Origin of the sequence: Antrihabitans stalagmiti, assembly GCF_016482825.1 — a bacterium.
GTDB lineage: Bacteria > Actinomycetota > Actinomycetes > Mycobacteriales > Mycobacteriaceae > Antrihabitans > Antrihabitans stalagmiti.
In genome coordinates this window covers 526,463-549,941 of the sequence record NZ_JAEMNV010000002.1, presented here as the reverse complement: position 1 = coordinate 549,941, position 23,479 = coordinate 526,463, and the positions used below count along the sequence as shown (strand labels likewise).

At 60.8% G+C, this 23,479-nt stretch carries 24 protein-coding genes and 1 pseudogene; 14 read left to right on the top strand and 11 right to left on the bottom strand.

Features of this window, described 5'->3' with window-relative positions; all coding sequences use genetic code 11:
• Positions 1 to 20 precede the first annotated feature (20 nt).
• Together JGU71_RS29725 and JGU71_RS29720 are read right to left on the bottom strand one after the other, a co-directional pair.
• Positions 21 to 194: a hypothetical protein gene (locus tag JGU71_RS29725; RefSeq protein WP_233528815.1), complete on the bottom strand. Its 174-nt coding sequence runs from the start codon at positions 192 to 194 to the stop codon at positions 21 to 23.
• Positions 195 to 1,560: 1,366 nt separating this feature from the next.
• A complete protein-coding gene (locus tag JGU71_RS29720; RefSeq protein WP_233528814.1) occupies positions 1,561 to 1,740 on the bottom strand; it encodes a hypothetical protein in 180 nt (59 codons plus the stop codon).
• Here JGU71_RS29720 and JGU71_RS30550 point away from each other — a divergent pair.
• The 4 genes and pseudogenes from JGU71_RS30550 to JGU71_RS06855 form a co-directional block, all read left to right on the top strand.
• A pseudogene (locus tag JGU71_RS30550) lies at positions 1,699 to 2,235 on the top strand (alpha/beta hydrolase); the annotation flags it as partial. The gene JGU71_RS29720 and the pseudogene JGU71_RS30550 overlap by 42 nt on opposite strands.
• A 54-nt stretch (positions 2,236 to 2,289) precedes the next feature.
• Positions 2,290 to 4,680 carry a toxin glutamine deamidase domain-containing protein gene (locus JGU71_RS29715; protein ID WP_233528813.1) on the top strand — a complete coding sequence of 797 codons (2,391 nt, stop codon included), beginning with the start codon at positions 2,290 to 2,292 and terminating at the stop codon, positions 4,678 to 4,680.
• Entirely contained in the window at positions 4,677 to 5,114 is a 438-nt protein-coding gene (locus JGU71_RS06860) for a hypothetical protein (RefSeq protein ID WP_199703270.1), read from the top strand. The genes JGU71_RS29715 and JGU71_RS06860 overlap by 4 nt, the downstream gene beginning before the upstream one ends.
• 57 nt (positions 5,115 to 5,171) lie before the next feature.
• Positions 5,172 to 5,765 (top strand): SMI1/KNR4 family protein, encoded by a 594-nt coding sequence (locus tag JGU71_RS06855; RefSeq protein WP_199703269.1) that lies wholly within the window; start codon positions 5,172 to 5,174, stop codon positions 5,763 to 5,765.
• A 761-nt stretch (positions 5,766 to 6,526) separates the two neighbouring features.
• On the opposite strand, the gene JGU71_RS06850 is transcribed toward JGU71_RS06855, so the two are convergent.
• From JGU71_RS06850 to JGU71_RS06815, 8 genes are all read right to left on the bottom strand, one after another.
• Entirely contained in the window at positions 6,527 to 7,324 is a 798-nt protein-coding gene (locus JGU71_RS06850; RefSeq protein WP_199703268.1) for an ESX secretion-associated protein EspG, read from the bottom strand.
• On the bottom strand, positions 7,324 to 8,646 hold the full coding sequence (locus JGU71_RS06845) for a hypothetical protein (RefSeq protein WP_199703267.1): 1,323 nt from the start codon (positions 8,644 to 8,646) through the stop codon (positions 7,324 to 7,326). Before JGU71_RS06845 ends, JGU71_RS06850 begins: the two co-directional genes overlap by 1 nt.
• 158 nt (positions 8,647 to 8,804) lie before the next feature.
• Entirely contained in the window at positions 8,805 to 9,194 is a 390-nt protein-coding gene (locus tag JGU71_RS06840; protein ID WP_199703266.1) for a hypothetical protein, read from the bottom strand.
• A gap of 52 nt (positions 9,195 to 9,246) precedes the next feature.
• Positions 9,247 to 9,822 (bottom strand): DUF3558 domain-containing protein, encoded by a 576-nt coding sequence (locus JGU71_RS06835; protein WP_199703265.1) that lies wholly within the window; start codon positions 9,820 to 9,822, stop codon positions 9,247 to 9,249.
• 263 nt (positions 9,823 to 10,085) lie between these two features.
• On the bottom strand, positions 10,086 to 11,180 hold the full coding sequence (locus tag JGU71_RS06830) for a serine hydrolase domain-containing protein (RefSeq protein WP_199703264.1): 1,095 nt from the start codon (positions 11,178 to 11,180) through the stop codon (positions 10,086 to 10,088).
• 680 nt (positions 11,181 to 11,860) lie between these two features.
• Positions 11,861 to 12,439, bottom strand: coding sequence for a DUF3558 domain-containing protein (locus tag JGU71_RS30545; protein WP_372433130.1), 579 nt, complete (start codon positions 12,437 to 12,439; stop codon positions 11,861 to 11,863).
• Between the two features lie 82 nt (positions 12,440 to 12,521).
• Positions 12,522 to 13,079 carry a DUF3558 domain-containing protein gene (locus JGU71_RS06820; protein ID WP_199703262.1) on the bottom strand — a complete coding sequence of 186 codons (558 nt, stop codon included), beginning with the start codon at positions 13,077 to 13,079 and terminating at the stop codon, positions 12,522 to 12,524.
• A gap of 50 nt (positions 13,080 to 13,129) precedes the next feature.
• On the bottom strand, positions 13,130 to 14,665 hold the full coding sequence (locus JGU71_RS06815; RefSeq protein ID WP_199703261.1) for a hypothetical protein: 1,536 nt from the start codon (positions 14,663 to 14,665) through the stop codon (positions 13,130 to 13,132).
• A 174-nt stretch (positions 14,666 to 14,839) separates the two neighbouring features.
• Between JGU71_RS06815 and JGU71_RS06810 the strand changes: the two genes are divergently transcribed.
• From JGU71_RS06810 to JGU71_RS06770, 9 genes are all read left to right on the top strand, one after another.
• Positions 14,840 to 15,154, top strand: coding sequence for a hypothetical protein (locus tag JGU71_RS06810; protein ID WP_199703260.1), 315 nt, complete (start codon positions 14,840 to 14,842; stop codon positions 15,152 to 15,154).
• Positions 15,155 to 15,162: 8 nt separating this feature from the next.
• On the top strand, positions 15,163 to 15,474 hold the full coding sequence (locus tag JGU71_RS06805; RefSeq protein WP_233528812.1) for a YbaB/EbfC family nucleoid-associated protein: 312 nt from the start codon (positions 15,163 to 15,165) through the stop codon (positions 15,472 to 15,474).
• A gap of 97 nt (positions 15,475 to 15,571) precedes the next feature.
• Positions 15,572 to 15,889 carry a type VII secretion target gene (locus JGU71_RS06800; RefSeq protein ID WP_199703258.1) on the top strand — a complete coding sequence of 106 codons (318 nt, stop codon included), beginning with the start codon at positions 15,572 to 15,574 and terminating at the stop codon, positions 15,887 to 15,889.
• Positions 15,886 to 17,187, top strand: a complete 1,302-nt coding sequence (locus JGU71_RS06795; RefSeq protein WP_199703257.1) for a hypothetical protein — start codon at positions 15,886 to 15,888, stop codon at positions 17,185 to 17,187. Before JGU71_RS06800 ends, JGU71_RS06795 begins: the two co-directional genes overlap by 4 nt.
• 55 nt (positions 17,188 to 17,242) lie before the next feature.
• Complete coding sequence (locus JGU71_RS06790) at positions 17,243 to 17,548, top strand: PE family protein (RefSeq protein ID WP_199703256.1); 306 nt, start codon at positions 17,243 to 17,245, stop codon at positions 17,546 to 17,548.
• A gap of 10 nt (positions 17,549 to 17,558) precedes the next feature.
• The gene (locus JGU71_RS06785; protein ID WP_199703255.1) at positions 17,559 to 18,593 is read left to right on the top strand and encodes a PPE domain-containing protein; all 1,035 of its coding nucleotides are present in this window, start codon (positions 17,559 to 17,561) and stop codon (positions 18,591 to 18,593) included.
• Positions 18,590 to 19,405: an ESX secretion-associated protein EspG gene (locus JGU71_RS06780; protein WP_199703254.1), complete on the top strand. Its 816-nt coding sequence runs from the start codon at positions 18,590 to 18,592 to the stop codon at positions 19,403 to 19,405. The genes JGU71_RS06785 and JGU71_RS06780 overlap by 4 nt, the downstream gene beginning before the upstream one ends.
• Positions 19,406 to 19,511: 106 nt before the next feature.
• On the top strand, positions 19,512 to 19,793 hold the full coding sequence (locus JGU71_RS06775; RefSeq protein ID WP_199703253.1) for a WXG100 family type VII secretion target: 282 nt from the start codon (positions 19,512 to 19,514) through the stop codon (positions 19,791 to 19,793).
• Positions 19,794 to 19,823: 30 nt separating this feature from the next.
• A complete protein-coding gene (locus JGU71_RS06770) occupies positions 19,824 to 20,117 on the top strand; it encodes a hypothetical protein (RefSeq protein WP_199703252.1) in 294 nt (97 codons plus the stop codon).
• Between the two features lie 87 nt (positions 20,118 to 20,204).
• Here the strand turns inward: JGU71_RS06770 and eccE are convergent, their stop codons facing one another.
• Positions 20,205 to 21,908, bottom strand: a complete 1,704-nt coding sequence (gene eccE, locus JGU71_RS06765; RefSeq protein ID WP_307829535.1) for a type VII secretion protein EccE — start codon at positions 21,906 to 21,908, stop codon at positions 20,205 to 20,207.
• An 83-nt stretch (positions 21,909 to 21,991) separates the two neighbouring features.
• Between eccE and eccB the strand changes: the two genes are divergently transcribed.
• The gene (eccB, locus tag JGU71_RS06760) at positions 21,992 to 23,476 is read left to right on the top strand and encodes a type VII secretion protein EccB (protein WP_199703251.1); all 1,485 of its coding nucleotides are present in this window, start codon (positions 21,992 to 21,994) and stop codon (positions 23,474 to 23,476) included.
• The last annotated feature ends 3 nt before the right edge of the window (positions 23,477 to 23,479 follow it).

Sequence of the window (23,479 nt, the reverse complement as noted above, 5' to 3'; positions counted from 1 at the left end):
CAGCGCAGTGAGGCGCCAGGTCAGACCCCGCCGGGACGCAGCACGCCTCCACCCGGCGGCAACGACGGTACCGGCGATTCGTCCAACGGTGCCAACTCGAACAATGGTGCCCACTCGACCGATGGTGCCAACTCGAACAACGGTGCCAACTCGAACAGCAGCGCAAATTCGAACAACGGCGCTGATTCCGGCAATCCTCGTGCCTCGGAATCTCAGCAACCGGCCGGCCGTCAAGATCCGAATGTCAATGCGGCACAACAAGACAGCGCCGCGCCGCAGAATCAGTCGAGCGAACGCCCGCCCGCCGATACTCAGCAGCAACCGAGTCAGCAGAGTGACACTCAGACACGGGATAAATCCGACAACGCACAACCACGGGATACCGAAGCCAACCCGGCGCCACACGAGAGCCCGAATCCGAATCCGAGCAACCCTGCGCCGGACGCGTCCCATGGTGCACAGTCGCACGATCCACAATCTCAAAACACACAGCCGCAAGCGCAATCGCCACGCGAAACCTCCGAAACGAACACTCAACCGCAACACTCGCCGCAGTCCGATAGACCGGTAGCGCCCACCAACCGTGACGCGAATACAGCAGCACCGGTGCATGATTCGTCGTCGACGCGGCTTGGCACCGAGGTCGAGCAGGTCAATCCAGCTCCACAGCAAACGTCCGACCCTCTGGCAACAGCGCCACCGGTGGCGAATGCTGCACAGCCGGTGCAAGCGGGCGCGGACGTGCGCCCCACAGTCCCGCCGCAGGCACCACCACCTCAAACTGCTCCTCCCGCGCAAACATCCACACCTGCACGTGCGGATTCGCCGACACAGACACCGGCCACGGAGGCCAGGCCGAGCACCCCCGATCGGCCCGTAGCTGGGCCTGCGCCCACACGTCCGGCCGGTGCAGACGGCATTCAGGCGACACCGCACGCCCGCGCAGCCGACGCGGAAGCGCGGTCCGATCGTGATGCAAGCGATCCCGACGGCACACAGTCGCGCGACCCGTCAGAGGGTGTGCTATTCCTCCCCACGTCCGATAGTGGCTCGCCGCAACAACGTTCGGGCGATCGCCCATCCTCGAGAATCGGAGCGCGGCCGCCCGAGACATCGGGTGGGCCCGGTGACCGCAGTGGTCCTGCTGATCGCAACGGTCCTGGCGATCGCAATCCGCCCGACGGTCCGGACCGGGCCTCGAGTGACGATGGCCGCGATCGTCCTGATGACAACAGTCGCGAACAGCCCAGTCGCGTCCTCCCCGAAGATTCACCGGTCACCGATCGCGAGCGGCAACAAGCGCACGATGCGCTGTCCCGCCTGTCGCCCGACGCCGACCCGAATCGTTTGCAGCACGGCTCACACCCCGATGATGTTGTCGCACATGCCCGGGAGCGAGCGCAGGCGAACGCGCAATGGTGGCACTCGCTCGATTCGACTCAACAAGCTGCTGTCGTTCGGGCGCATCCGCACCAGGTCGGCAATGCCGATGGCGTGCCCGCGCACGTTCGCGATCAGGCGAACAGACTGTCGATCACTCGAGACCTCAATGCGTTGCGATCACAGGTCCCCGAAGGGCGATTCGGGCGTTGGCTGGATACGCACACGAACCGGGCGCTCAGCTCGGATCAGTATCGGCAACTGCGGAATCTCGAGTCGACTGTCGACCAGCTCACGACCGCAGACGAGCAGAGAAACTTGGTCGAGGCCCGCAGTAACGGCGAGCCGATCGATCTGCATGTCATCTCGTACGACTCGACAACCTTCAACGGCGACGGACGCGCAGTAGTCAGTTTCGGCAACATCGATACAGCAAGTTCGGTTTCGTGGCACGTTCCGGGAATCACGACGACCGTACAAAGCCTCAACACGAACCTCAACAATGCTCTCGGCCACTATCGGTCCACAACCCAGGAGGGTGGGACATCGGTCGCGTCGATTGCCTGGATCGGTTACGACGCACCCAGCGGCCGTGCGATTCTGCCCCAGACACTGACGCCGGCCTTCGCGGATGCGGGTGGAGCGCTTCTCGCACGAGACATCGCGGCCTTCAACGAGACTCGCAACTTCAACGCTGAGCGTGGCGGTCCTGATATTCCGACCAACCACATCTTCGGTCACAGCTACGGGTCGACGACTACGAGCTACGCGGCGTCGAACGGCCGGTTGGCAACGGAGGTCGGGACGATCACCTTGCTCGGATCGCCGGGCGCTGGTCCGGTGCTCCACGCCTCCGAGTACGGCATCGGCACCGACAATGTGTTCATTGCGAGTTCGTCACGCGATCCAGTGACATTCTTCGGAGCCAATACGCCGGGTGAGCCAGGACGGTTTGCCCATCGTGGGCTTGGAGTCGACCCGTCGATCGAAGCGTTCGGCGCGCAACGTATAGCTGCGCAGCTACCAGGGGAAGGCCTGGTTGCATTGAGCGGCGTCAGTTCGCACACGCAGTACTACAACTACGTCGACGGCGGAGATCCACGCATTCGGCCGGCAGAGGACGGCACTCTACGTTCGGAGTCGCTCGCCAACTTCGGACGTATCGCTGCTGATAATGCTGACTCCGTCACCCTCGAACAGCATCGCCCAGGAATCGAAGATCCGAGTCTTCGTCAGAGATATTTAAGCTCCTCGGTGAATGATCCGGCGGCCGGTCGAGCGCCGGCCATCGACACTGGTCCGGCGACGCGTCCGCACGAGAGCCCTGACGCAACTAACACCGCTGATGGCAGCCACACCCGGGATTCGGGAGCGAATGACGCTACTTCGCAACGCGATCGAGCAGACGACACCCAGCAGGTTCGCGATCGTGCCGACGACCCGCAACAGTCGACCGATCGCGCGAACGACCCATCGCAACCCACTCGCGATGTTCGACCCAACAACGCTTCCGACCAGCGTGATCCGTGGTGTGCGCCCGATGCGGTGGATGCGCTCAACAATTTGCATGGCCGCGAGGTTGGTACGCCGATCTCACGCGAATCGACACCAGAGGGCGTGACGGCCGACGACTTGGAATCTGCAGTCGGTGGCCTAATGCGGAGGGCAGACAGTCTCGACGACCTCGCGCAGCAGTTGTCGGCGGCCGACAACGGTTCTTCTGCCGTCGTCGTCGAGGACTATCGCGGTCCCGTCGACTCGGACGGCGTAGGCGCGCATGCATTCTTGATGTACAACGACAACGGCACCATCATGGTTCAAGACGGGCCACCGGGAACTCCGCCACATCGGTACGAGGATCACGTCGCGTCGACGAATGTTCGGGGCGTGTATGGGATTTCATTGGACTCCAGTGGCGTTCCGATACACCCGACGCGGACTGGCACCGATGGAACACCCACGCGCGGCGACCGCAACACTGGCCCGGATTCGAGAATCGGCAGAGATCAGAGCGAGTCGAATCCGCCGCCCGCCCGACAATTCGATTCCGGTGAGCAGTCCGATCCGGGACGACAAGCGCCAGTGGAAAATGCCCGTGAGTCGCAGCGTACGACGGACGACGCGCAGGGTTCGCGTAGATCGATCGACGATCCGCAGAGTCTGCGAAGGACCACGGAAGCTGCCCAAACGCCACGGCAGAACCAAGTCCCCGCTCCCGAAGGTTCAACTACGACGCGGCCGGCGGACACGGTTCCGACGAATGCGTCGACCCGCCCGCAGGATTTGTCTCCTGCCGTGGATCGAGCCGCCGACACGACGCAGCGCGCCGATGCACAAGACCGAACGAACCAGCAGAATTCGTCGGACAATGCGCGTAGCGAGCGGGAAAAGTTCGAGAACAACGACGACAAGCCGCAGCGAAAGCGCCCGCAGCCGGAACGCCTGCAACCAGAGAACTTGACGACGGACCCGCCTGCCCAGTTCCTCGACAATTCCAGACTGGCGACACAGGATGAGATCAGGCGTTTTTCGTCGCAGGACAATGTGCATCCACTTCCTCAACTCGGCGACGGTATCCGCACCGTAACGGAGGATGGAACTGTCATCACGAGGTATCCCGACGGCTCTGAGCTACGAGAATGGCCGCCGAGGATGGTGACGTATCCAACCAAGGATGGCGGCGTCACCGAAGTATTCCGAAACGAATCGGTACTTGTACAGGTGCAGACCGACGGCTCGCCGATTACATACGCCAGGTCGCAAGTTGGCGAGAATGTCGTACGCAATGTGTTGCGCGATGGGCTCGTACAGGAGACGCGAATCCGCGTCAACGAAGACCTCGTGGCGAAATATGGAATTGATGAAGCCGGTGAACAAGTTCCCGGCCATAATGTTGATCGGACGCACGATTCTGCCGAGGAAAAGGCGGTCGGTCACGTAGGTAAGCGCGTCTACATGAGTGGCGATTCCGGCGGTCATGCTTCGGCATATCGGTTCACGCTGGATCAAGGGTATCGGAACCTATTTCCGCAGGATGGCAACTTTAATGTCAGTGGTTACAAGGCTTTCGAGAATATGCTGTCGAATTGGGGGTCGAGGGCCGGAGCTGCAGGCGATGTAGGAGTCGTCTTTCAATATCCAGATGGTAACTTAAATCGACCGGAACAGGTGGATGCGCGCTATGCGCTTCTGTATAATGAAGTTGCTGTGGCCGAAGACATGGAAATGTTCGATAATTCGCCGAATCAAAAATTTAATAGTCCGGACTTGGACGACCTCTACAGGAGAGCATCTCGATGAGTATGGAAATGCTGGGCGGTCAGAACTCGATGGTGATGGATGCAGGGAATTACCTGAGGGAAATTACCGTTGCTCGCGTGGGCGACGAATGGGATTCGGCCTCTTCGTTGTTCGTCGCTGGAGATCGAACAAAGAACATGACTCGAATATTGTATCCGACCCCGACGACCTGGCGAGTATATCCAGGCGACCTGATGGATAAATATCACGAAGATAAAAAATTGCAAGAATTTTTTGAGGGCCTGCGCAACTTGATGCAATCAGACTCCGGCCGATTGTGGTACGGCTGCATTCTGTCTGTGATCCGCGAACCATACGATGTGGTGGTCCGATTCGAATATGACCCAGCCAGAGCGGCAGCTCTGTTCGCGTTCGACGTCAACGCGATTGATTCCTTCACCGATCGTGCCGAGCGTTTGCGTGTGCAGCGTTAGTTGCTTTGATTTGAAGCACGTGGCCTTGGTGGGACCCATGCTCGGAGGGGAGTTGTAATGGCTGAGTCGAGATCTGGATTCGACCGTTTGGCGAGCTTTGCCGAGCGCTGGGGCGGGTTTGCAGCGCCAGTTGGTGCAGATAGGTTCGTCGAGTTCGAAGCCTCGTTCGGTTTTACGTTTCCAGAGGATCTGGCCTGGCTGTACGGACTTGGCGATGGTGGGCCGATGGCTGGGGATGTGTGGCTGCGCTTGGACGACGTCTTCGTGATCAAGGCGAAGTGGGATCGCGATCTGGCATCTGTCGGTGATCCTTGTGTCCTGGATTATGGGATCGTTTCGGTGGATGGGCGGGTGCAGGCATCGTTCTGGCGGCGTGGCTGGATCCCGTTCGTAAGTAGTAATGGGATGTTGGCTGGGCTTGCAGTCGATTGCGATCCCGGACCAGGCGGTCGCGTAGGTCAGGTGATTACCTTCGGAGACCAGGATGATACGAAGTACGTTGTCGCAGAATCTGTTCCGACGTTGATCGATGCCGTTGCCGGGCTGGTCGACAAGTACGGCGACGCTGCAGTAGATCCGCACGACGGATACCCCCTTGTGGTCGATGGGGACTCTGTTCCGTTGCGGTCGGCGTTGAGGCGGTACGGGTAGGCGTCGCGCGGTTTGTCTGTCTGTACCGATGCGAACCGTTCGGGTGGTTCGGCCCTCGCACGGCTGTTTTCCGTCATCGGGCGATATTGTTTCGGTGCAGATGACGGGGTGTAACTCAGGGGGAACTGCTGGACGGTGGGGGGCGCGCGCGTTGTTTGCGGCCAGTGATTGCTCTGTTCGCGGCTGGCTGTTCGCCGGCGATTGAGGGTGCCGCCGACGGATAACTCGGCGCGGTTGTCGAGTGTGGTGGGTCCGGAGGGGACCGCTGTGGTGCCGGGGAAAGAGTCTCCGGTGCGTGACGATGAGTTGTTCGATCCGTGTACGTTGCCGGATTCGATTCCAGCTTCGGTCGGTTTAGATCCGGTGACGGAAGCATGCAGTTCGATCCACCGGTTCCGAGATGGACGTCTTGCAGTTGGATCCAGACGAAGTCGAGTGGCGGCATCTCGGGGTCAGTTTTGTTGAGCGCGTACATATTTGAAGAGTTGCTAGACAATCCGACGAAAGGACCTTTGCGCCGACCACGGTGGGTGGGCGACCTGCGGCGTATTTCACGGATGGAGTCTTGCCGGATCCGAGTACCTGCAAAATCGCGTGGAGAACGCAGACCGGCGTGGTGATTGTAAGAATTTCTCAGGCGGCGCTGGTGGAGTTGCGCGTTGATCCGTGTCCCCAGGTCCAGCAATGGGCCGAGTCGATTTCTCCGCTCATGCCTCTGTAATCCCAATCCTGCTGCCAACCGGCGAGTAAGCCGTCGGTCCCTACTGCATCTCGTATTTCGGTTTGTCTTCCTTGATACGCCGCACGAGTTTTGCGACGCGTTCGTTCGCGGCGTTCTCGAATCCCTTCGCATCTACAGCTACCGCGACGGGGTGGTCCCGCGGTTCTACGAGGTAGCGGCCGTCGTCCGCGACGTCACGCCAGCGCATGAGATAACCGGACCGCTCCCGGAGCCAGTGCATGGATTCGCCTGGGAGAACTTCGAATTCACCGAACTGTGTCGATTTCGCCCGTAGGAATCGGGCCGACTTTTGCTCGGGAGACTCGGCGAAGCTGTCACGAACGGCGGATTGCCCGTGGCTGTAGTCGAGGTCGCGTCCCTGACCGCGCATGATCGGAACCTCGCCCATCGATCCTTTCGACACCTGGGGGAGCTTGTCGATGACGCTTCTGGCGAGGCCGACGACTGACGTCTCCGTTATCTCGATGTCGCCGCCTTCTTCGAACTTCGAGCCCGGCGCCTGGCTGAGTACGTACGCCCTGTTTTCCCGCCGGACACCGTATATGCGTCGGGCAGCGCTCAGGTTGTTCTCGTTGTGCTCGTCCCAGCCAATTGCTGCAATTTTGATGTCAGGTCGCGAAACAGTCTGTATGGCGTCCACCGATTCCCGCGTCAGCCTCGGCTGCAGCTCCTCCAGAATCTGTTCTTTCTGGCGGATGTAGTCCTTGAGTAGTGGAGGGGTGTTCGTGCAAACGATTGGAAACGGCAGGGTGTCGTTTCCGGATATTTCCCACAAGACGAGAAATTCCATCGGCTTTATACGCCAAGTGTTCGCCACTACTTCTCCACGACGGGTCGGACTGCGGCAGGGGCGTCACCGATCGCTTCTTCGAGGTGTTCCTTGCTGTCGAGATACTTGGCCCTCTTGTGCTCTTTATCGGAGTCGGAACCTGCACCTCGTGCACCTGCACCCATGGCGCCGGGCGAGCCGGGTTGGCCCGCTATCGGCCCTGCGGCACGCATGGCGGTCGCAGCATTGACCGCGGTCGCGCGTGGAAACTTCGACGCTTGCGCGAGGGACTTTGCGGGGTCCAACTTGGCCGGTCCGCCAGCTTTCGGCCCACCGGCACCTCCCGGTCCGCCTGATTTCACGCCGCTCGGCGTTGTAGCCTTCGCCGCCGTTTTGGCTGGCGTGGTGGCGGTCGGCTTGGGACCGACTGGCGCGACAGGTTTCGTCGCGTCCTTCGCAGCATTCTTTGCCGCGTCGGTGAGGCCGGTCAACCCGCTGGTCAAGTTGCTCAGCGGGCTGGTTAGCGAGTCGGTCAACGAGGAAGGATCTGGGGTCGTCAATTCAGGAAGGTCGGTGGGTGCCGTTAGCGAACTGGGCGACGGGCCTCCCGAGGGTCCGCCGCTGGGCCCTCCTGTCGGGCCGCCACCCGGACCACCCGGCGAGACGGGGGCGGGCGCAGTTGATGTCACCGCTTGGGCAACACGGAAAACCGGCATGTCTTCATTCGATTTGCGACCGCCCGGAACGAACACGTCGTTCATAACTTTGTTCGCATGGTCTTTGAATTCTTGCTCGTTCCGTCGCTGGGCTTCGGCGTTGGAATAGAAGTCACTCCCGACCCATCCGACGATGGCATCCCCGGTGGTTAGGCCGCCGCTTTTGTCGGGAATCTGTTTCCTCGTCTGTTCCAAGACACTGTCTGCGACGTAGTTCAAGTTATTCGCAATTGCTTGCAGGACTGGAGGAACTTCCTTCAACTGCTCTGAGTACGCTTGAGTCGCGGCTAGCGCCGCACCGCCACCGCCTGACTCCCATGAGCTTTGAATATCGTATTTGACGGTGTTGTTGAAGGTGTTGATTGCCGCGGTCAAGCTGGCTATTGGCACATTCCATGCAGATGCCAGATCTGTAATTTGATTAGTTCGAATCGAATCGCGGTAGTCTATAAGGCTCTGATGGTCACGGTTGAAATGCTCCCAAGCGATACCGTCTGCCTCGGTGTCTACCGCGATGTCACCGTTGGGACGAGCGTCTTTGTTTAGTGGATCCACCTCGGAGAGTGTTCTCTGACCGGGCAGAATAGCATTGATTGCCGAGCCGAGCGGCGTGCCGTCGATAAAATTGGCTACCGATTCCCCGACATCTCCCATGATTGACTCCTTGAATGGATGGGCCACAAATTTCGTCACGTCGATGGCGAGGAATGTGGTTACGCGTGCTATCCAAATATGTGGCGCGCCTAGTTTGCAAATTAACTGTTTGATAGATCGCGTCGACGGGGAAGCGCTTCGCTGGCAGTTCACCGGCCTTAAGAATCTGACGGATATTTTTCGTTGAACGCGCTTAGAGCGTCGGCTGAGCCTTCCTCCGTCTGTAGGTACGCGCGGCCGGACTCGATGAAGGTCTGTTTCATCTCATTGACTATTTCGATGTGATTTTCCAAGGTCTTGTCGAGAGACCTGTCACCGCCCGTAGCGCGGTGCTGAAATCGAGTAGCTAGTTCAGCCGCATTGGCAACGCCATTACCGAACCCCTTGACCGAGCCTAAAGTGCCAATCTGATTCTGTATGGAAATCAGTTGATCGATAATTGCCTGGCATTCACTCGCGCATCGATCAGCTACGCCAGAATCGAGAGTAATATCGCCCGCTTGTGCAGACTCTGTGAAACCACTAAATGCTGAACTATCCTCAGCCATCTCGAATCCCTCCCTCTGTCTGTATTGTCCGCGCAACCGCGCTCATATATACCTAGGCTGGAATATAAGGAAACACTGTCTCAGCCCACCGCTGCACGAGCGGGCAAGGCTCTTCGCGAGGTCCCTTCGACACCCAATTTGCGGTTGAGTCCACGATTACTGACCCGGTCGATGTTCCCCACGCGAGTTTGCAGCGAATTGGGTCGTCCTCACCCTTTTCAGCAAAGTAGGTCGCATCGTGACCCCCGACTTTCGTTGGCGCAAACCTATCTTTTGTAGGGTTGTCCAGTAGTTCTTGAAACGTGTATGCAGTGACCAGGATCGTGACACCGAACCTCGCGTTTGCTCCGGTCTGCGACCAAAGACAGGACTTCCATCTAGAGAGCCCATTCGGAAAGACCGGCCTTTTTATCGCCGTCGCCAACCCAAAGTCGTCCGTGACGGTGTCCGGAATCGTGCACGGATCGAACAGTTCGTCGTCCGTGATCGGCGAGTCGTCGCCCGGCACAGTCGCAGTACCCGCAGCGCCGGTGATCTGAGCAACCTTGTCGCCGGTCGCATCGCCGGCCATCGGCTTGGAGCAGGCCATCAGAACAATGAGCGCGACGACGACAGATCCGAGAGACACCCCCGCAGAGACTCTCATAGTCGCGGCGCGACGCCGCGCAACATTCTCACCCCGCGTCAAATCGGAACCCTCCCCGTCCGTTGCATTCCCCATGCTCAGTGCTGCGTCGCGAGTTCCCGACCGCAGCGCACCGTCCACGGGGCATCGTACCAAGACGGCGATGTCGACGACGGGTCGTAGGCGCCGGGTTCGGTGTTGCCCGCATCTCGTCCAGATCAGGTCGGTGTCATCGAGCGATTGTCGCCTGACCGCGAACACTTCTTCTACCCGATCTGGCCCGGGAACAGGGCGCGAACGAGATGCAGCGCGATGGCCATAGTCGCCGACCGAAAGTTGTCTGACGAATTGGACACCACGATAAAAGTGGTGTCGTGCAGTGGTAGACGGAACATGGCCGACGATCCACCGACCAGCGCGCCATTGTGGCCGACCAAATCATTGAGAGTCATTATGCCGAGCCCGTACCCCAAGTTCATCGAGTGGCCATGAAACCTGTTGCTGCGTAGACGTTCTTGTTGCAGCTCACAGGACAGCAGGGTGCTGGTGGTCAGTTCGCGGCTCCAGGCGATCAGGTCGTCGATCGTCGACGTCATCGCGCCAGCGGTCCACACGACTGCCGGATTCACATTGTCGACAACGCGCAATGGTCGCGCCGGGTCGGGGTCAGGCGCATAGCCAACTGGGTGGGGAGCGGGGACGGTCTGCTCGGTGGGAAAGTTGGTCCGCGACAGCCCCGGAACGTTTGCCACCACCTCGGTGTTGATCACGTCGGCGGCCGGAAGACCTGTGACCGCTTCGAGAATCACACCGAGCAGTGCAAAGTTGCTGTGGCAGTACACGGTTCGAGTTCCGGGTTCGAAATCGGGCGGGTGCCTTCTCATGATCTCGACGGACTCTGCGGGCGTCCACGGCATCGCGGGATCGAGCTCGAACGCGGCCCTGGCTTCGGGGTCGGAAGGGTAGTCGAATACGCCGGACGTCATGCTCAGCAGGTTTCGCACCGTGATCCGCGAACCGTTGGGGATGCCGGGAACGAACTGATCGAGCACATCGTCGAGGTGGAGCTGGCCTCTGTCCACCAGTCTCAGAATCGCTGTTGCGGTGAAGGTCTTGGTGAGACTCGCGATCCGAAAGTGATCGTCGAGCCGAAATGGGCTCTTGGTTGCGATATCGGCGAAACCGAAAGCCTTCGACCAGGTTTGATTGGCGATCGTGACAGATATTCCGAGCCCGGGTAGCCCTGATCTGATGAACTGCGCGCCGGCGAGGTAATTCAATGTCTCGCGAGTGAGGTCGTCAAGAGACACATCGGAGTGGACGACGTGAGCCGAGGTGTAGGCGCTGGTCGTGTCACCCATGCCGGCTCGAAACGATAATGCATGGCCGCAAGTCGGTTTCGATTGTTCGCCGGCTCATGCGGGGATGTGTGGGTAGACCGCCTCCGCCCAGTCCGTCACGATTCTGCACGCGTCGACGCGCCTCCCCTCAGAGGCTTAGTCGGCAATGACCGAGACCAGCACTGATCCAGTCGCTGTGCCCCACGCGAGCTTGCACTCCTTCGGGTCAGCGCTGCGCTTCTCGGCGAAGAACGTCGCTTCACGACCAGCAACCGTTGTTCCGACAAATCTGTCTTTGGTCGGATTTCTAGCAGTTCTTGGTACGTGTAAGCAGTAATCAAGATCCCAGTACCGTACAGACCACCGTCGTGACTCTGAATCCATCGACACGATGTCCACCGGTGCAACGGCGGAACGAATGTGGGTATGCCCACTGGATCTAAGTCGAACTGGATCTTAACCGAATCCGGAATTGTGCACGGATCGAAGAGTTCTTCGTCGGTGATGGGGGAGGCATCGCCGGGGACGGTTGCTGTTCCCGCTGCTCCGGTGATTTGAGAGATTTTGTCGCCCTTCGGTTCTCCGGTCATTGGCTTGGAGCAGGCCAGTAGGACGAGATTAACGCGGAGGCTTTATTCGTCGTGGCGCGAATTGTGCTTGTGCAGCCTGTATTCACTGGCATCCCCCTGATCGACACGAGTTCACGAAGGAATGTGCGGGTAGACCGCTTCTGCCCAACGCTGAACGAGTGGGCGTGGTTCTTCGCGTGGTCCTTCTCGCACCACGAATGCGGTTGTGTCGACTATGACGGCACCTGTCGATGTACCCCAAGCGAGTTTGCAACGATTGGGGTCGTCTTCACCCTTTTCTGCGAAGTAGGTTGCGGCGTGACCTCCTTCGACTGTCGTCGGCACGAACCTGTCTTTGGTTGGATTGTCGAGGAGTTCTTGGAAGGTATACGCGGTGACCAGGATCGAGACGCCAAAGCGTGCGTTTGCTCCGGTTTGCGACCAGACGCAGGATCTCCATCGCGGCAATGGTGTCGGAAAGCCGTTCCTTTTTATCGCAGTGGCTAGGCCGAAGGCGTTCGTGACGTCATCTGGAATTGTGCACGGATCGAAGAGTTCTTCGTCGGTGATGGGGGAGGCATCGCCGGGGACGGTTGCTGTCCCCGCTGCTCCGGTGATCTGAGAAACTCTGTCGCCCTTCGGTTCTCCGGTCATCGGTGGGGAGCAGGCCAGTAATACGACGGCCGCGACTAGGACCGCTCCGAAGGACATCCAGGCCGAGGTGGTTTTTGTTGTAGTGAAAGCTGCGCGTGTGCGGACGGTATTCATTGGCATCCCCCAGATCGGTACGACATCACGAAGGAATGTGCGGGTAGACCGCTTCTGCCCAGCGCTGTACGAGTGGGCACGGTTCTTCACGGGAGCCACTCTGGACGGAGTACGAAGTCGCATCGAGAAGGACTGTGCCGGTAGAAGTTCCCCAAGCAATTTTGCATCGAAGCGGGTCGTCCTCGCCCTTCTCGGCAAAATACGTTGCATCGTGTCTGCCGACTTTGGTGGGAACGAATCGATCTTTGGTTGGATTGGCGAGAAGCTCCTGAAATGTATACGCAGTCGTCAGAATGCCCACGGCAAATCTCGCTTCGAACCCCATTTGACTCCACAAGCACGACTTCCAGCGGGTTAGCGGTGGATTGAAGACAGACTCTTCGAACGCAGTAGCCAAACCGAACTCGTCGGTCACCTCATCTGGAATCGTGCACGGATCGAAGAGTTCTTCGTCGGTGATGGGTGAGGCATCGCCAGGGACGGTTGCTGTCCCCGCCGCACCGGTGATTTGAGAGACTTTGTCGCCCTTCGCTTCTCCGGCTATCGGTGTGGAGCATGCCATCAAGACGACGGAAGCGACCACCACCGATCCGAAGGAAGTCCACGCCGAAAGCTTCCTGCCCGTCGCCATCCTCATCGGCCCGGTACGAAGGTGACGACGATCTGCGTCAAGCCTGCTTCGCGGAGTGCGCGTTCGCCCGCCGCGGCGGCGGCTTCCTCTGCGAAGACCCAGCGGATCGGCGCGCTCCCCGCAGCCTGGACTTGGTCGCGTCCACGCTTGACGAGCTGTTGCGTTCCCGGCCAGTTCGGGTCCAGCGCACCGTCGGGTCCGATGTGCGAACCGAAGCCTGCGCCCTGGACCTGTAGCAGTGTGCCGTCGGCAGCCCGACCGTCGAACGGAACGCCGTTGACGACGTAGCCGAAATCGGAAGGCCGACCGGTGTTTTGCTCGTGATAGCGACGATTGTCCGGACCGTTCTTTGCTGGCTGCTGTCGCCAGGTGCCGGGCCCGCGCAGCTCGTCGGGGGACGTGTCGCGCTTCTTCTGGCCGTCGACGATGTTGATGATCGCCTGAATGTCGGTCTCGGCGTAGGCGTGTGCAGTCACCTTTGCCCAGGCCTCGAGATTGTGTCGTTGCTCTGGATCGGCGAAGTAGGACGCATTGCAGAAGACGGACACCTGGCCATTGGCCGGCATCGTCGTATTTTCGTCACACGACTTGGTCGGAACGCCGTCTACGTTGAAATCCGTGCGCACATGCACGTTGATCGTCGACCTGTCGGCGCCTGTCAACGTATTGGTGACGACCGTCAATATCGAGCAGGATGTGTTGTTGCAGTTACCAAGTGAGGTGTTGGAATCCATCGAGAAGCTCATTGCAGCATCGGCGGCGTTCACAAGATCGCGCGTCACCTGCTCGATGAATTGGTACAGCCGCTCGACCTCGGCAGCATCGACAGGGTCGATCTCCGCGTCGATGTTGCCGCCCTTGGCATTCGGCGAATTGACCGGACCTTTCACACGGTTCGGAATCGAGCCCGCGCCGCCGACGTAGGTGGCGAACGGCCCGACCGACACCTCCGTGCCTTCGGGTGTCGATTCGCTTGCCGCGGTCGAACTGGTGAGCGGTTGCCGAGCGTTCGGCAACGCGTCGGGCCCGGCGACCACATCCCCGGCTGTGCGATCTTGCAGACCCTGGATCGACCACGCGAGGTTGGACGGCGCGAGCACGTTGCTCAGATCGACGCCGAAGAAGTCGTCCTGCAGGCGTGTCCACTTGTCGGTGAATTCGCCCGTGTAGTCGGTCGTGAGGATGCTGAACCAGAAGTCGTTGCTGGCTTTGACCAGGGTGTCGCCGTTGATGGTCACGATCTCGGCGGGGATGCCTTCCAGGACGATCGTGCCGTGCATGGTGCCCGAATTCGACACCGTCAGGTCTTCGAAATCGATCGGCGGCAGATCCTCGGTCGGCGTAAACGTGCCGGAATACTGTGCGCCTTCTGCCTGCGCCAATGCGAATGTCGCTTCGTTGAGTTCGGCCTGCGCCACCAACTCGGGAATCGGGTATGCAGTGCCCTTCGTGCTGCTCGGATTGGCCGTCACCCACACCCCGAGAAGCACTAGCAAAATCGCCACGGCGATTCCACCGAGAATTGGCACGCGTTTCATTGTTTTCCCCCGTATGGTGCGCTGATCAGCGGCCCGTTCTCCGACCGGGCGGCGCCTATTCGTTGCAGGCAATATAACGTGAACTCCATTGTCGCCCGAGAAGTTGGCACCTGTCGTACCCCTTCGCTAGACTCCGGCAGAGCTAGATACCGGGGTGGGGTCGAACGGGGGATCATGTCGACAGCTGTATCGAAGAGTGGTGCCATCTCGCTGCGCACCACCGAGCAGGGGCTGCCCATTTCCGTGGCAATCGAGCGGTCGGAGCTGCGTCGAGATCCGGTCGCGCTCGCCCAGGAGATCCTTCGGCTGTGTAAGCAATCTGCCAACAGGGCGGGGCTGCTGCGCAGAGAAGAGCTGGTCAGCGCTGGGATTGCCAAGGATGTGCTCGATCAGATGGGTTTGCCGAAGCCCGAGGATGTTGCCCTGGACGAAGCCGTCGACGAATGGGAAAACGACGTCGAGCCGCAGAGCTGGATGAGGTCGGTATGAGTGCAGCGATGGACGCGCTGGAAGACCGCGCTCGACGCCAACTCGACAGAATGCGCGAGCTCAACGAGCAGCTTGCAGTGATTCGAGTCCGCGAGACCTCGCCCGATGGCCAGATAACCGCAGAAGTCGATGGCCTCGGCACGTTGTTGGACCTCGAATTCACCCACGCAATATCCAAACTGTCACCCAAAGATTTCGAGACCTTGCTGGTTGCCACTGCGGGAATGGCCGCCCAGCGAGCGTTTGCACGACGCGCACAATTAGTTGAAAGTTTCAATGAAGAAGCTGCCGACCTGATCGCCAGCTCGCAACTGCATTAAGGTGTGTTCTCGGTCGTAGCAAGGGGATTTTAAGTCGACCGAAAGCGCAGCTCGGTACGTTCCAGTCAATCGCACTTCACCTGCATGGGGGTTCAAAATGAGTGACGTCGCAGCAGTACCGGACGCAATCCGCGCCTACGGCGATGTATCGGCCGGGATGGCCGCCGCGGTCGTCACCGCAGGCACGATCGACACCACCGCCACGGTAGCTGCCATGGTTCCGGTCTTCGGGCTCATCGGACAGGACTTCCTGGCGGCCTTCGCGGTCGCTCAAGGCAACCACATCTTCTCCATCGGGCAACTGGCTGCGGTGCACGCAGGAACAGCAGCCGCTGCCATCACAGGCGCCGCCGAGTACGAGACCGTCGATACCGCGGCAGGCGCCACGTTCGACTCCATAGGCAAGGGCGTATGACCCACAGCCTCTTCGGCGAGCCCGGCAGCTTCACGCCGGCTCCCGTGGATCAGGCTGCGCTGGATCTCATTCGTAACAGCCCAGTCGGACCGATGCTCGACATGCCGGTCAACGACATCCTCGGGAACCTCGGTCTGCCGCCGCTGCCGCAACTTCCCCCAATGCCACCCATGCCGGGCCTGCCGCCGCTGCCCGTCATCGACCTGACCTTGCTGTTGAAGCCGCTGACCGACCTGCTCGGCAGCTTCGGAACCGGCCAACTCGACGCCAGCGGGTTCGACCCGTCGCAGATTTTCACCGGCATCTCCAAAGCCCTCGACACGTCGATCTCCGTCGGTTCGGCAGGATTGCAAGCGCTCGACAAAGTGTGGTCGAGTTCGGCTTCGTTGGCGGCAGTCGCCAAAGGCACTGAAGCACAGGCAAATACCGCTGCGGTATCGACGCAGGGTGTCAACACGTCGATCAACATCCAGACCGCAGCGGCGATCGTCGCGCACGGAGTGGCACTGCTGCAGGCGATCATCGCGAAATTCATCGGCGTCGTCGTCGCAACCGGACCCTTCCTGGTTACGCCGCCCGGGCAAGCCGTCGTGCTGGCCGCCGCGACTGAAAGTCTCGCCGAAGGCACCATCGTCGTCGCCGAGACCCGCGCGCAGCTCTTCGGCCCGACCGGTGCCATGACCGCCAACGGTCAGCAGGTGCCGATCACCAACGCGCCCACCGGAACTTCGCCGTTCGCCATCGCATCCACGATCCTCGACAGTGTCGGCAAACCCGTCAGCTCGCTGGCCTCGACCGGACTGGACCAGGCCTCGACAGCCATCAAGTCTGCTCTGGCGCAACCGAAACCGGTCAGTCCAGCCGACCCGGCCAAGGCCGCCAACACAGCTGCAGCGATGAAACCAGGCGGCAAGTCGCCCGGCGGCCCCGGCGGCCCTGGTCTCGGATCGCCCGGTGTTCCGGCAACACCGCTGACACCGTGGAACAACGCCAAAACCGTGAGCGCAGGTCTGATGAACGCGAACGCGCCAGTCGGTCCGTCCGCGCCAGTACGTACTGCAGCCGAATTCGTCGGCGGCACCGGCGGCGGCATGATGCCGATGGGCGCTGCGGGTGCTGCCGCAGGCATGCAGCGTGGCGCGGAATCAGTTGGCGACGAAGGCATTCGCGGATACCTCGTCACCAGCGAACACGGCGACGAAGTTGTCGGCGAGATCGAAGGCATGGCACCGCCGGTAGTGGGCGAAGCCGAAAGTCGGGCCACCGAAGAAGTTCCCGATCGCGAACTAACCCTGTGAAGCACGGCGCGGGGGGATCGTCCGAAATGTCACACACCAAAGGGAGGGGCACGAAATGACCGGAATCGATTTCGACTCGGCTGCAACGCTCAAGTCGGCGCAACGGCTCGACGCAATGGCCGACAACCTCGAAGAGGGGCTTCGCAACAACAAGGACGCACTCGACGTGCTGCCCGCAGGCACCGACGAAGTGTCCGTGCGCGCAGCCGGCTCGTTCAACGAGGTCGCAGCATCGTTCGTCACCGCCATGAGCGACGGTGTTCTCGAATTGCGCAAGCTCGCAGCGGTATTGCGCACCCAAACCCACGGCCTCAACAAGGCCGAGGACGACAGCGCAGCCGCACTGGGCCCGAGGGTCTAGCGAGCACACGATGACTGAGCCCACCGGCGTCGGATTCACGGGTGTTATCTGGGAAGCCAGAGCAACCGAGCGTTTGGCGCACGACCTGACCGACGGCCCCGGGGCAATCCCGCTGGCCGACGCCGGCGCGGCCTACGCACGACTGGCCGCAGGGCTCGCCGAAAGTGCACTCGAATACCCACAGATCGTCGCGGCGATACAGCAGGCGTGGCAATCGAACGAAAGTGCAAACGCTGCAGCACAAATCGCCAAGTTTCAACAGTGGCTCGCAGACGCGGCCGCCGCAGCGGGAGCCAATGCGGTCAAAGCAGAGGCGCAAGCAGCCGCGCACCAGATTGCTCGTCTCGCCATGCCGAGTGCAGCGGAAGTCTCGCTCACCAAGGCCGCGAAAGACGGCATCGAAAAAGCGGGCGCTGCACTCGGTGCTCCGCTCGTTGCGGCGGCCGCAAAGGTCGAAGCCGATCAGCAGCAAGCCAAGGATCGTGCGTCGCGGGTTATGGAAACCTACGAAAAGGCCACCGAACCACTCTCCACCGCATGGGACCAGGCAAAGCCTCCGCAGATCGCGACGAGCGTCGCGCTCGACGCAGAACGAGCCGCGGAGCAGGCACCTACACCGAAACTCGATGCCGGCAACCTGCCGGGTGGCTTCTCCGGCGGCTTGCCGCTCGGGTTCCCGATCGCGATGGCGCGGCAGCAGACCAAGTTCTACGCCAACACCATCTCGCAATCCGCCGCGAAGCCGACAACGATCGTCACACCGGCGGCGACACCCATCGACACCGTTGCGCCGATGACACCGATGGCGCCGGGGATGGCAGCGGCTGCAGCCAACAACTGCAACGACGAGCACCACGCGAAGCCGACTCGCGCCGGTGCAGCGGAAGAGTCGAGCGGGGTCAACCTGCCAGAAGGTTGGCTCGGACTCGCGGAGCACACCGAGACGGCAACCGATCAACAGTCCGCAGACATCGACGAAGGTGTGTTCGCGGTCGGTTCCGTCACGGCGTCGCCTGCAGTGCTTGGGGAGGCGGCAGATCGATGACGATTTCCGAAACAGACCGCGCTGCAGCGACTCTCGACGAAGACCAGCTGCTGACTCTTGCCGGCAAGCTGAACATCGAGACGCTGCCCCTTGCACTCGACATTCGCAACCGGCACGAATCGCTCGCGAAGTTGCGAGCCGCACGCGATCACGCAACGAAGCGACTCGTCGAATTCGGCTACCTCGACGACGAAGGCGAAGTAGAGGACGACACCGCCGTGGCGCTCTACACACTCGCGCAGCCCGACAGTCAGATTGCGATGCGGTACTACACCGAATCGGGTGTTGTTCGAGTGTGCTTGGCCCGCAGAGGGTTCCAACACGCGGTAGCGACCAAATCCGACGACGGCATAGTCGTCCGCACAACATGGGCCGACGAAGACGGTCCTTCATTGGCTAAACCGTTCGTCGCCGCCCTCGCAACAATGGAGGCGGCCAACATTGCGAGTTTCAGCGCGCCCTCTCGAACGCTGCAGGAACGGCTCGATCCCGGTAGCGCGTCCAGCGACTATTCGCAAACGTTCTACGGATTGGGAATGGCCGAACGCGACGCCGTCGAATTCGGCCTGGCGATGGCGCAATGCCACGCCAAAGCTGAAATCGTCGCCTATTCTCACCACGACGGAATCACGACACAATCTTCCGGGGCAATCGCGATCTACGACACCGCAAAAGGTCGAATCGTCGCAAGCCCTGGTATATCTCCAGATCGCGAGGTCTGGTCCACATTTGCGCCGGGCACCGATTTCCGGATCGCGCAGGCAATGCTTGCGTTGGTCGAATCGCTGCCGGGGGGAAGGTGGATGCCATAGTTCTGTGGCGGGGAACAAATCGTGCTGGCAACGGCTCGGTTGTTGGAAAATGTCAAACACCACAAGTTGGCGCACGCGTCAATGACCGAATAATCGGAGGCAAGAAATGACGATCAATTTCGATGCGGCAACCGCGCGGAGCGGCGCCAGCGACATCGAGTCGGCGATTTCGCACATCAAGAAGACGATCAACGACATCACGTCGGCAGCGAACTCCGTCAGCTGGACCGGACCCGCCTTCACCGCATTCAACTCTGCTGCGGCCGAGTGGGAAGCAGAAGGCACCCGCCTGAACCAGGTTCTCAACGAGATGCAGGAAACCCTCACGGGTGGTGTCACGTCGCTCGGCAACACCGAAGAAGACAGCACCGCAGCCTTCCGCGTCTAACTCACCCCCGCACTCGAAAGGAATCTCATCATGGAGTTCAGCTACAACAAAGCCTCGATCGAAGCACTCGTTGCCGACCTGGCAGGCTTCCGCACCACCCTCACCTCGCAGGCCGACGAGGTCGGCGCCGCAGCAAAGGGCAAGATCGCCTCCGGGTTCGACACCCCCGAAGGTCTCACCGCATTCCTGCAGGTGCAGCAGAAGTGGGACACCGAGTTCTCCGACACACTCGTCATCCTGAACAAGCTCACCACCGCAGCGGGCGATGCGCTTACCAACGTGCTCGGCGCAGATCAGAACGTGCGCAAGGCATTCGGCGTCTAACCACGCTCGAAACGCAGATTCGGTCAGCACGATCGAACGAAAGGCCCCGTCCGGATGGACGGGGCCTTCTCGTGTCGAGCCGGAGACCTACACGCGCACCGGGCCGCGCTCACCAACATCGAGTGACCCACCGATATAGCGCATCTCGTCCGGGGTAGCGACCATCGTCGTCGCGACCGTACCCATATCGGTACGGACGCTCACCTGACTTGCCGCATAGCGAGCCTGCACCAACGTCACGTCCGCCTCCAAGAACCGCGTATCAGTACCCGGCGGATTGAGCCGCATGATCGTCGCATCCGAAACATGCCCCGACACATCGACACCGTCGTACACGACAACAGTCGCTGATTGCGCAGTGCCAGCCTGTTGAGACGCCGCATTCCACGTCGCCAGGTGCAAGGCCTCCGGAGAGTCGACTCTCGTCACCATCGACCGCCACGCCTCGTGCCGATTGGTGTGCACAAGTACGTTGGCGCCCAACGCGATTGCACGAAGAATCACCTGCTGGGCCAGATGCAGATTGCCGATCAACTCGACTCGACGGATTCGTGAACCGACGAGCGGAACAGCGACGCCGCGTCCGTACTGATCGGCACCGATCAGCTGGCCACATCCTGCCGCGGGCAACGCGAGTCCGGCCAGCGCCTCCGGTGGGCCGAAGTGCTCACGGGCGCCCGCCTGCTCCTCGTGGCCGCCGGTTGGCAGGCTGCTGAGCAACGCCTGGTGCTGCTTACCGTGCAATGGGCTCAGCCCATCGATCGGTACACCTTCGATCTCGCCCATCGTGTCGAAACGGACGTATGCACTCACCGCGATCTCGCCGTCGACGTGGCCGCGACGCAGACGCAGCGTGAGCGTTGTCGCGAGACTCGACATCGTCCAGATTTTGGTCAGACCCTGCGCGTCAAGCAGATCGACGCCAACTTCGAAACTCGTCATCCGGAACTCGCCGAACTCGTTGTCGCGCCACGTCTCCTCGACATCGTCGAGTGGGACACCGCCCGTGACCTGCTGTAACGCGTCGTTCATTTCGGCTGCTGACAGAACGGAGACCTGCAGGCCACGCTCGGCCAACCGATTGGCAATACGTCGTGCCGCGACGATCGCGGTCTTGAGCGCGCCGACCGATCCACCGCCGCGACGTTGTACAGCGGCAGCATTGGCGAGGGGATCGAGGCGCAGTACCAGCCACACCGTCCGCTGCGCGGTGGCCGGCAGCGGACCGAGGATCTGGTCGTAGATCCGCGCCACTTCGCTGTTGCTGTGTGCGCGAGAACCGTTGCTGATGACGTCGATCGAGTCGAGTGTGATGTCGAACTGGGTAAGACAGCGCGCGATTTCGGGTAGCGGGATCACTTCGTCGGTGATCAACGATCCGGGGCTGAGGAGTGTCATCGTCTGGGGGCGTGCCTCGATGCGCAACGTGACGATCAATTTGGAGCCGTCCCACCGCAGACCGTAGCGGCCGCCTTCGGGCAGTGGCACATCGAACGGCTGACCGCCGGGGTCGCGAGATTCTCGCCGCGACCTGTACCAGGCGAACCGGACCGGCCTCACAATCGCCCCCACCAAGGTGACGCCGTGTAGCCGGACGAGACCGACCGCCAAGACAACCACCGCGATACCAGCTGCTACCAGCGCGCTCGCACCGAAGAACACTGCGATCAACGCGGCGACGATCGCAACGATCGTCACAACAACGACGACGCGTAGCGGAAACAGTCGCTGAAGCCAGAATTCAGTAGAACGAAGCGTTGCCTGAGTCGGATCATTCGAATGAGCGCCCACAGTCCCCCTGCCCAATCCGTCGTGCAGATGTAGTAATTGGTTACGGTACCCTGCTGGGAGCATCGGAATTCGGGGGAGGTGTCGTGGCTTCACAGCTGACCACCAAAGCTCAGGTCAACGGCTATAGGTTTTTGCTGCGCCGCCTGGAGCACGCATTGGTACGTCGCGACGTTCGTATGTTGCACGATCCGATGCGGTCGCAAATGCGTTCGCTATCGGTCGGTCTGGTCCTGGGAATTCTCGGTCTGGCAGGCTGCGCGATTCTCGCGTTTCTGCGTCCGCAGGGCTCGATCGGGGACGCCGAAATTGTTTACGGTAAGGACAGCGGCGCGCTGTATGTGGTGACCGGGAAACAAATTCATCCCGTTCTGAATCTTGCCTCGGCACGTTTGATCACCTCGAGTTCCGAAAAGCCGACTTCGGTAAAAGATTCCAAGATCAATACGTTGCCTCGTGGCATGACGATAGGCATTCCGGGTGCGCCGCAAGCGTTGCCAGGATCGAATTCAGGTGCCATGTCCACGTGGACGGTCTGCGAGACGGTCAAGCTGTCCGAATCCGGTAGTGCTGCGAAATCGTCAGGCGTCACGACGACCGTCTTCTCGACGGATCCGGTACTCGGCGAGGGCTCACGGGCACTCGACGACAAGGAAGCCTTGTTGGCGCGACGCGGCGACAAGACCTATCTGCTCTACGGCGGAAACCGCGCCGAGATCGACACGGCCAACACTTCGATCGCCCGTACGCTCGAACTGTCGGGCATGGTGCCACGACCGATCGGTACCGGGTTGCTCAATTCGACGGTCGAGGTGCCACCGATCACGGCGCCGAAGATTCCCGACGCCGGGCAGCCCACCCAGTTTCGATTTTCCGGGGCCCAAATCGGTTCCGTCATCAAGGTTTCCGGGTTGGACGAGACCGACCTTTACGTCGTGCTGAAGGACGGCATTCAAAAGATCTCGCCGTTCACCGCGAGCGTCATCAGAAACTCTGACTCCCAGGGCATGACCGACGTCGTGGCCGTGACACCCGACGCGATCAATGGTGTCGCACAGGTGAATTCGCTTCCCGTCGACCACTTCCCGCGCGAGATCCCGACGGTCGTCACCGCTGAGAGCGATCCCGTCGGCTGCGTCGCATGGTCGCGCTCGACCGACGATCCCGAAGCGAAACTCACCATGCTGGCCGGCCGGAAAGAGCCGTTGTCCAAGTCCATGACACCACTCGAGATGGTCACCTCCGACGGCACAGGCGACCGCATCGACTACACCTACATTCCGCAGAACTCCGGCGAGTTCGTCCAGGTCACGGGTATCGAGCCCGACAGCACTCGACGGGAGAGCGTCTTCTATGTCGCCGACACCGGAGTGCGATACGGCATAGGTAGCCCCGAAGACGCGAAGACGCTCGGCCTTGGTGACAAGCCGCTGTTGGCGCCGTACCCGATCGTCTCGTTGCTGGTACCAGGGCCGACGTTGTCGAAATCGAACGCCTTGGTCGGGCACGACGGTGTGACGCCAGATCCTTTCGGCGTGGACGTGACGATCGAGGAAATTGGCACCAAGTAGAGC